Genomic DNA, 8047 nt, shown 5'->3' on the forward strand with positions numbered 1-8047 from the left:
ATTTATTCAAATTCTAAAAAGTCTTTGATTACTGTTTTTAAACCACATTTGGGAAAGTGTACTTTGTATTTATTAGGTGGAATATGAGCAATTATTTTACCTTGACCAAATATTTTATGAGAGCAATAGGCTCCTGTTCGGTTATTATTTACTGCTGTTTTTTTGGTTGCTGGGGATAGAGTTTTAGGATTTAAAGATTCTGACTCATTTTTTTGTGTGTTATAAGGATTACAATCCCCAAAAAAGTTTTCTTTATATACATTGACCAGGGTTTCTTTTATTTCAGTGATAAAAGGACTTGGTAACACAGGTTCAAAGCTGTCAAAATATTTATTATAAGTTGTAGTTGGTACAAATAGGGCCAGATATTCTTTTGCCCTTGTGCAGGCTACATAGAAGAGTCTTCTTTCTTCTTCTAGGGCTACTGGATCTTCTAAGGCATATTTTGACGGGAATTTATCTTCTATTAAGTCTATTATTAGTACACAACTCCATTCTAAGCCTTTGGCTGAGTGAATGGTGGATAAAACTATTCTATTGTCATCTCTTTTTTCTTCATTGGTTGGTTCTAAAGTTAAATCTGCTAAAAAATCTTCTAGGTGTTCATAGGTAGAAGCTATTTGAATTAGTTGTTCTACTCCTGCCATCCGTTTGGGAAGGTCGTCCATAAATTTATTTTCCATAATTGGAGTATAAATTTTGATTATTTCTTCTAAAAGAGTTTGAGGCGAGAGTTGTTTTTGTCTGAGTTCATCTAGACTTTCCAAAATACATTTTAAGGCATTATTTTTAGCACAGATTCTTTTAAATTTAGATGTTTCTCCTTGGATAAAATATTGATAAAGTTTTTGGCATGTTTTGGGACCCACTCCTTTTATATTGCTAAGGGCTCTTGTCCAGGCTAATACATCACTTGCATTGGACACAATTCTTAAAAAAGCAATAATATCTTTAATATGTGCAGCTTCTGAAAATTTTTGGCCTCCAAATTTTTGGAACTTTAATCCAACTTTTCCTAGTTCCATTTCCAGAGCATAAGATTGATAGCCTGCTCTAAACAGAACAGCTATTTCTCGATAAGGATATTTTAATGATAGTTCTTGGATTTTTTTTGTTACTAATTGAGCTTGGCTGAAATCACTATTTGTATAATATAATTCAGGTTTTATACCTTCATCCTTAGATGAAAATAATTTTTTAGGATATTTTTCTTTGGCTAAACTTAAAACATGATTTGCTAGAGATAAAATAGGTTGAGTAGAACGGTAATTTTGTTCTAATTTAATAATTTGAGCATTTGGAAAAAGTTTTGGAAAGTTTAGAATATTTTCTATGGTAGCTCCTCTAAAGGCATATATAGATTGGGCATCATCTCCCACTGCCATGACATTGCCTTCGTCTCCTGCCAGTAATTTTATAAGCCTGCCTTGAATTTTATTAGTGTCTTGATATTCATCTACCATTACAAATTGAAATTTTTGTTGAAATAAAAAGCGAACATTTTCATCTTGGTTGAGTAATTGTTCTAGAAAAAATAATAAGTCATCATAATCTACTAAAAAATGCTTGGCTTTAAAATTTTTATAGTAATTGGATATTTCTAAGATGTCGTTTGTAAATAGAGAAAGGTGGTAATATTGATTTTTTATAATTTGTTCTAGGGGAAGTTCTTTGTTTCTAGACCTAGAAATAATTTCATATATTGTTTGGTGCTTAGGAAACTTTTTATCTTTGGTGAGATTTAATTCATTTTTAGCCTGTCTTATGATTTCCAGAGCATCAGAGGTGTCAATAATAGAAAAACCTTCCTGCCAACCCAATACATTGGCAAATTTTTTAAGCATAGAAAAGGCAAAGCTGTGAAAGGTCCCGCCACAAATACCTATTATATCTTGCCCTAATAATTCCTCCACTCTTTTAAGCATTTCAGCGGCAGCTTTGCGAGTGAAGGTTAAAAGTAAAATATTGCTAGGGTCTATTCCGTGCTCCATAAGGTAAGCCAGTCGATAGACAATGGTTCTGGTTTTTCCGCTACCTGCACCAGCAATTACTAATAGAGGTCCATTAACAGTAGTTACTGCTTTTAATTGAGCTGGATTTAATTCTTGTTCATAGTTTATTTTCATAATTTTTTTCCACTAATTTTCCTACGTCCCGTAGAGTTATAGGTTTTTCTCCAAAAGAATCAAAAAATAAGACATCGCTTTCTAGATGTACACCTGTTCTACCAAAATGACCAAAAATTTCTTTACGGTCAAATTTTCCTTTAAGGTCAAAACCAGCACGCGGCACGCAAATTAAATCAGGGGTATGGTCAAAGCTAGCATTAGGATATAATTCTCTTTTTTCCAAAACTTTGGAAATAACCTTTTCCCCTTGATAGCGCATAGAAAGTAAAATTTCTTTTATTTGTTGGGCCAAGCTTTGTTTTCCCAATTTGCGAGCTGTTGGATCAAAAGGATATAAATATATTCTGCCAGAATCTAAAGCAAAAGCCTTGGTTAAAGGATGGATACAATCTAAGTCCCATTCATTTAACGGAGGTTTTTTAAATTTTAAAAAACCACGTTGAGTTAATAAAGCATTTAGGTCTACTTCTGTTTTTAGAGCAGTGAATCCATGATCTGCCACTAAGATTAGTCTTTTAGGGTCAGGCAATTCTTTAAATTTGTTTAAGACCTTAGTTAAGAGGTCATCTAAATTTTTTAAGAAAGTTAGACAGTTTTGATGAAGAGGATGTTCTTGGTTAATTACTGCATCATAACAGAAATGAAAAAGTCTATCTGGTTCAGTTAAGACAAAGATAAATATATCCCAAGCCAAATCAGACCAAAAAAGATTAAAGGCAAGCTCTCGGGAGGTTAAAGTTTTTTTAAGTTCTGGGAAGATATTGGCAGGGTTTTGTAGAGCCAAGATAGTATTTGCCTCTAAAGTATATTTTTGGGCTTTTAGAATGGGATATAATGGCGGGGGAAAAATTGCTTTTTTTAAATCTAAGGACAAAAAACCACTTATAAGTTGTCCTGAAATGGGAAAGGCTGGATAGGTATGAGGCAGGTTTATTATTTTAAAAAATTTTCCATTTGCTCTATTGGGATGAAAAATAGGTTGAGCCTTTATTTGAGAAGAGTCAGAAAAAAATATTTTTTGTTTTTTAAAAGAGTATTCAGTAAAGCCAAATACCCCATGATTTTCAGGGCCAGTTCCAGTAAAAAAAGAAGTCCAATTAACAGGAGAGAGATAGGGGAGCTCTGATTTTATAGCAACGGCTTTATTTGAGTGCAATAAAGGGTTAAGAGAGTTTAATATGCCTTTTTCACTTAAATCTTGGGCAAGAGATAAAGGCATTCCATCTAAGCCTATAATTAATGTACGAATAGAATGATTTTTTTGCATAACTTAATTAGAAACTCAGAAGGGAAACCTTGTTTGCTTAGGTAGTTAGAGTTTTTTCTCTGTCTAAGAAACGATAGGTTATTGCCTCAGCCAAGATGGAGATGTCAATATTTTCTTGATGTTTTAAATCTGCGATAGTTCGACTGATGCGTAAAATTCTAGTATAAGCTCTAGCAGATAGCCCAAGTTTGTTCACAGCTTGTTCTAAAAAAGTATGTTCTTTTTCTCCAAGAGAACAAAATTCGGCAAGCCATTTTCCAGAAAGTTCACTGTTAGTTAAAAAAGGTAGATTATGTTTTTGATAACGTTTTTGTTGGATTTCTCTAGCTTGTAAAATGCGTGCCCGCATTTTTTCTGAGGAAATTTTGCTTTGTTTTTGTTTTAAATCAGAATAGTCCACACCAGCTACTTCTACTTGTAGATCTATTCTATCTAAAAGAGGGCCTGAAAGTCGGGCTCTGTAGCGTTGGATTTGATTTGGCGTACAAGAGCATTCATGGTGCGCATCTCCAAGGTATCCACATGGGCAAGGGTTCATAGCTGCTACTAACATAAAATTGGCAGGATAGCGTAAAGATATTGAAGCTCTAGAAATAGTTACCTCTCCGTCTTCCAAAGGTTGTCTTAAAACTTCTAAAACGTGTTTTTTAAATTCAGGAAGTTCATCTAAGAAAAGTACTCCTCTATGAGCTAATGATACTTCTCCTGGTTTAGGTTGATGCCCTCCGCCAATAAGTCCTGCATCTGAGATGGTATGATGAGGAGAACGAAATGGTCTGTGAACAATAAGGGCCATATCTGGTTTCAATTGACCACTTACACTATAGATTTTGGTTACCTCAAGAGCTTCTTCAAAGGTTAAAGGTGGAAGTACAGTAGGTATTCTTTGGGCTAACATGGTTTTTCCACTACCTGGTGGGCCTATAAATAAAAGGTTGTGTCCTCCTGCGGCAGCTATTTCAATAGCTCTTTTGGCGTGTTCTTGGCCTTTAACTTCTGCAAAGTCTATAAGAAATTGTTGTTGTGCCTGAAAAATTTGCTCTATATTTAGTTTAGTTGGTTCTATTATTTGTTCTTGGTTGAGAAATTGAATTACATCTATTAGATTATTTGCCCCTAGCACTTGGATGTCTTTTACTACAGCTGCTTCTAAAGAGTTTTTTTGGGGCAAGATAATACCTTTGAAGTTTTTTTCTCTAGCCAAAAGAGCAAGAGAAAGAGCTCCTGCAATAGGTCTTAATTCTCCAGTTAAAGAAAGTTCTCCTGCCAAAAGATACATAGAAAGATTTGTTGGGGAGATAAGTCCGCTACTTGCTAATAAACCCACTGCTAAAGGTAAATCAAAAAGACTTCCTTCTTTGCGTTGATTAGCAGGGGCTAAATTAATGGTGATTCTACTAGGTGGAATTTTATAGCCACAGTTTTTTAAGGCAGAGAGGACTCTTTCTTTGCTTTCTTTAACAGCGCCTTCAGCTAAGCCCACTAATTTTAAGGCAGGTAGTCCTGAACGGACTAAATCTATCTCAACCTCTACTAAAAATGCATCTATGCCTAAAAGGCCTGCACTAAATGTTTTTGCAAACATTTGTATATTGACTAATATATTCAGTGAATAATTTTTCCAATCCTATTCCACCGAATATTAGAGAAACCTTGCCAAGACCAATAAATAATAAAGGCTTTACCTAAAATTTTATTTCTATCTACAAATCCCCAAAATCTAGAATCATAAGATTCATCCCTGTTGTCTCCCATTACAAAATATTTTCCCTCAGGAACAGTAATAGGACCAAAGTTATCTCTAGTGGGAATGATATTTGGATCTGTATGCTTGACATAAGGTTCTATTAATTTCTTGCCATTTCTATATACTATTTTGTTAATCACTTGAATTTTGTCTCCAGGTAGGCCAATAACTCTTTTAATAAAATCTTTAGAAGGATCGAGAGGATATTCAAAAACAATAATGTCTTGGAATTTTGGATCTGAAAATTTAACAATAAACTTGTCTGTAAAAGGTATTCTAAGACCGTAGATAAACTTATTGACCAAGAGATGATCTCCTATCTGGAGGGTATCTAACATTGAACCAGAAGGTATTTTAAAGGCTTGGATGACAAAAGCTCTAATTAAAAAGGCTAAGATAAAAGCCACTGCAAAGGCTTCTAGATATTCAGCAACAATTTTTTGCCATTTACCACTCATTAAAGTTTTCTCCTTAATAATTTTTTGAAAAATTTTTTATTGGCACTTTTTAAAAGGCAAGAATTTTTTTATTTTGCCTTAATTTATTGGGATAGGCAAGCAAAGAAATAGGAATAAACTCCACCAATCAACTTGAGGTTTCAAGGAAATTTTGTTTTTTGTTTTGCTTGATTTTTGAGTTCAGGACAAATATCAGTATAAAACTCATTTTAATACTTAAAGAGGAAAATAATATGGATTTATCTAATGTGAACAAATTGTTAGGAGAGGAATTTTTAACCTGGCTTTGGTTTAAAAGCGAGAATCAATCTGGTCTTATGGAGATAAATAACGAGGCTTTTGCTGTATATTTTAGCGGACGTGTTGTTGTAGAAGGAGGGGAAGGAGAGTCTTTAGAAAAAACAGTTTGTTCTGGAGAAATGTCAGAGTTAGCAGAAGCTAAGCAAGGCCTTCGATTAGGAAAAAAAGTAACCCAAGCAAAATTGAAATTTGAACAAGATAATTTAAGTTGGCAACTTAGCGTTAAAGCAGAAGATTTTTCATTTTCAGGATTTAAAACTCCTAAAATAGAGATGAAATTAGAAGAAGATGAAAGTGATGAAGGACGTTTTTTAGAAAAGATGTATCTTGTAGAAAAGTGTGTTCACTTTTTCTTTAGCCTATTTAAACAGTTTGTTGAACTTAGATTTAGCCCTGCATGGGAAGAAGAGCAAAGAAAAATTCGAGAGTGGATAGTACGTAATTAAAGACTAGTAATTATGTTCAAATAGGCACTTCTTGAAGAAATCCCAATAAATTCAGTTAATTATTTTTTGAGTTTAACTTTTTTAACAAAAGAGCAAGCATTCTCTTTTTTTTGAGGAAATTGCTTTATTAAGTTAAGAGAAAAGTTAAAATTTATTTTTATTTCTTAGTCAAATTTAAAAAAAAGTAAAATCAACGTTCTTAATTTCCAAGTTTTGGGTTAAAAACTAAAATAATTTATTTAAAAAATTTATAACTCACTAAAAACAATTTTTCTTTATCCCTTCAAAAATAATTTCACACTTTATTTTCAAATTTTAAATATTTCTCAAATTTTTAATAAATTGATTTTTTCATCTTCTTAAGGGAAAAGTTAATTTTTTATAAAATTATCATGTCTTTTAAAAAAATTTAATGTCAAATTAGGGACAATTTAGTTATTTTTTGTAAAATTTGTCTTTACTTAGCCCTAAATTTAGGTTAGGGCTCTCTCTATTTTATGCCAAATTTATATTGCAATTATATTAAATTAATTGGAGAGGGCAATGAAAGAAAAATATTTTTTGTCTTTTGTCTTTTTCATTTTAATTTTACTTTCTTTGTTTTTAGATAAGGGCAATGCTGATGATTTTACTTTATATAGTGGGAATGCTTCAACTCAGACCAATGCCAAAGATAAAACAGGAGCTCCAGATATTTTAAATGAGGATAATTTTACTATTGAATCTGGGGCAAGTATTTCTGTTGAGGGAAGCGGGGCTAAAGGTATTAATGCTGGGAATAATACCACTATAACTAATTCAGGCAGTATTAGTACTAGTGTTAATGCCTGGGCGGCTATTGAGACATATGGAATATATGCTATTGGCAATAATACTATTATAAAAAATTTAGGAACTATTAAAGCAGACTCTTGGATTGGAATGACTTCTGACTCTAGTAAGACATCTGGTATATATTCTTTTGGTACTAATATAAGTATAACCAATTCAGGAACTATTATTATTAGTTCTAAAGATTGGGCAAATCCTGGCTCTTATACTACAGCTTATGGAGTATACGTTATTGGGAATAATAATTTTATTGATAATTCAGGTTTAATTAATGTTAGCGTTCTTCAAATCTACAGACGTGTTGAAGGAAGTGGTTTATATGTGGAAGGTGATGATAATACTATAAATAATCTTGGTACTATTATTGTTAATATTAGTGAGGATAGTTTTAGTCCTAGTCCTATAGGAAGTAGTATGGGTTATGGTATAAATATATATGGTGATAGTAATATGATAAGCAACCTGGGTAACGTTACAGTGAGTACTACAGCTGACAGCACATATGCTGAAATCTATGGGATAAATATTGAGGGTAATGGAAATACAATTACTAAAAGACTCAAAAGTCCACATTAATTCCTCGTATAGGTATAGCTAATCACAAGAGGATTACAGGAGATAATAAAGTGGATATGTGGGTAGCAGGTAAGAAATTTAGCGAAGTAAGTCTTAAAGAAGAAGCAGACGAGACATATGGATTTATAGGGATGAATGCCAATTATTTTTTACGCTCCAATATAAAACTTTACACAGATTCTGAATTTTCCTTTGGTTCTCACCAAAGAAGAGGTTTCCACCTCTCTCTTGGAGTGATTATCTCCCTTTAAATCTATTCCCACACATCTATCCCCAATTAAAATTCCCATAAG

General features: G+C 32.7%; 7 protein-coding genes. 3 read left to right on the top strand and 4 right to left on the bottom strand.

Annotation, left to right across the window (positions count from 1 at the left end; translation table 11 throughout):
- Positions 1–2: 2 nt before the first annotated feature.
- Genes BLP60_RS05895 through lepB form a run of 4 tightly spaced genes read right to left on the bottom strand, consistent with a single transcriptional unit; the run spans position 3 to position 5601 of the window.
- A complete protein-coding gene (locus BLP60_RS05895; RefSeq protein WP_092064888.1) occupies positions 3–2126 on the bottom strand; it encodes an ATP-dependent helicase in 2124 nt (707 codons plus the stop codon).
- Positions 2110–3396 carry an alkaline phosphatase family protein gene (locus BLP60_RS05900; RefSeq protein ID WP_092064891.1) on the bottom strand — a complete coding sequence of 429 codons (1287 nt, stop codon included), beginning with the start codon at positions 3394–3396 and terminating at the stop codon, positions 2110–2112. The genes BLP60_RS05895 and BLP60_RS05900 overlap by 17 nt, the downstream gene beginning before the upstream one ends.
- A gap of 37 nt (positions 3397–3433) precedes the next feature.
- Positions 3434–4981, bottom strand: a complete 1548-nt coding sequence (locus tag BLP60_RS05905) for a YifB family Mg chelatase-like AAA ATPase (protein ID WP_092064894.1) — start codon at positions 4979–4981, stop codon at positions 3434–3436.
- Between the two features lie 20 nt (positions 4982–5001).
- Positions 5002–5601 carry a signal peptidase I gene (gene lepB / locus BLP60_RS05910; protein ID WP_092064897.1) on the bottom strand — a complete coding sequence of 200 codons (600 nt, stop codon included), beginning with the start codon at positions 5599–5601 and terminating at the stop codon, positions 5002–5004.
- Between the two features lie 233 nt (positions 5602–5834).
- Here lepB and BLP60_RS05915 point away from each other — a divergent pair, with 233 nt between their 5' ends.
- The 3 genes from BLP60_RS05915 (at position 5835) to BLP60_RS05925 (ending at position 8005) form a co-directional block, all read left to right on the top strand.
- A complete protein-coding gene (locus tag BLP60_RS05915; RefSeq protein WP_092064900.1) occupies positions 5835–6347 on the top strand; it encodes a hypothetical protein in 513 nt (170 codons plus the stop codon).
- Positions 6348–6908: 561 nt separating this feature from the next.
- Positions 6909–7754 (top strand): hypothetical protein, encoded by an 846-nt coding sequence (locus BLP60_RS05920; protein WP_159427692.1) that lies wholly within the window; start codon positions 6909–6911, stop codon positions 7752–7754.
- Positions 7755–7804: 50 nt separating this feature from the next.
- Complete coding sequence (locus BLP60_RS05925; protein ID WP_092064906.1) at positions 7805–8005, top strand: hypothetical protein; 201 nt, start codon at positions 7805–7807, stop codon at positions 8003–8005.
- Positions 8006–8047 lie beyond the last annotated feature (42 nt).

This window comes from Desulfonauticus submarinus (genome assembly GCF_900104045.1).
In the GTDB taxonomy this organism is placed as follows: domain Bacteria; phylum Desulfobacterota; class Desulfovibrionia; order Desulfovibrionales; family Desulfonatronovibrionaceae; genus Desulfonauticus; species Desulfonauticus submarinus.

Bases quoted from the DNA above. Each gene is read 5' to 3' on its own strand.
- BLP60_RS05895 (WP_092064888.1), bottom strand. From the start codon at position 2,126: ATGAAAATAAACTATGAACAAGAATTAAATCCAGCTCAATTAAAAGCA.
- BLP60_RS05905 (WP_092064894.1), bottom strand. From the start codon at position 4,981: ATGTTTGCAAAAACATTTAGTGCAGGCCTTTTAGGCATAGATGCATTT.
- lepB (WP_092064897.1), bottom strand. From the start codon at position 5,601: ATGAGTGGTAAATGGCAAAAAATTGTTGCTGAATATCTAGAAGCCTTT.
- BLP60_RS05915 (WP_092064900.1), top strand. From the start codon at position 5,835: ATGGATTTATCTAATGTGAACAAATTGTTAGGAGAGGAATTTTTAACC.
- BLP60_RS05900 (WP_092064891.1), bottom strand. From the start codon at position 3,396: ATGCAAAAAAATCATTCTATTCGTACATTAATTATAGGCTTAGATGGA.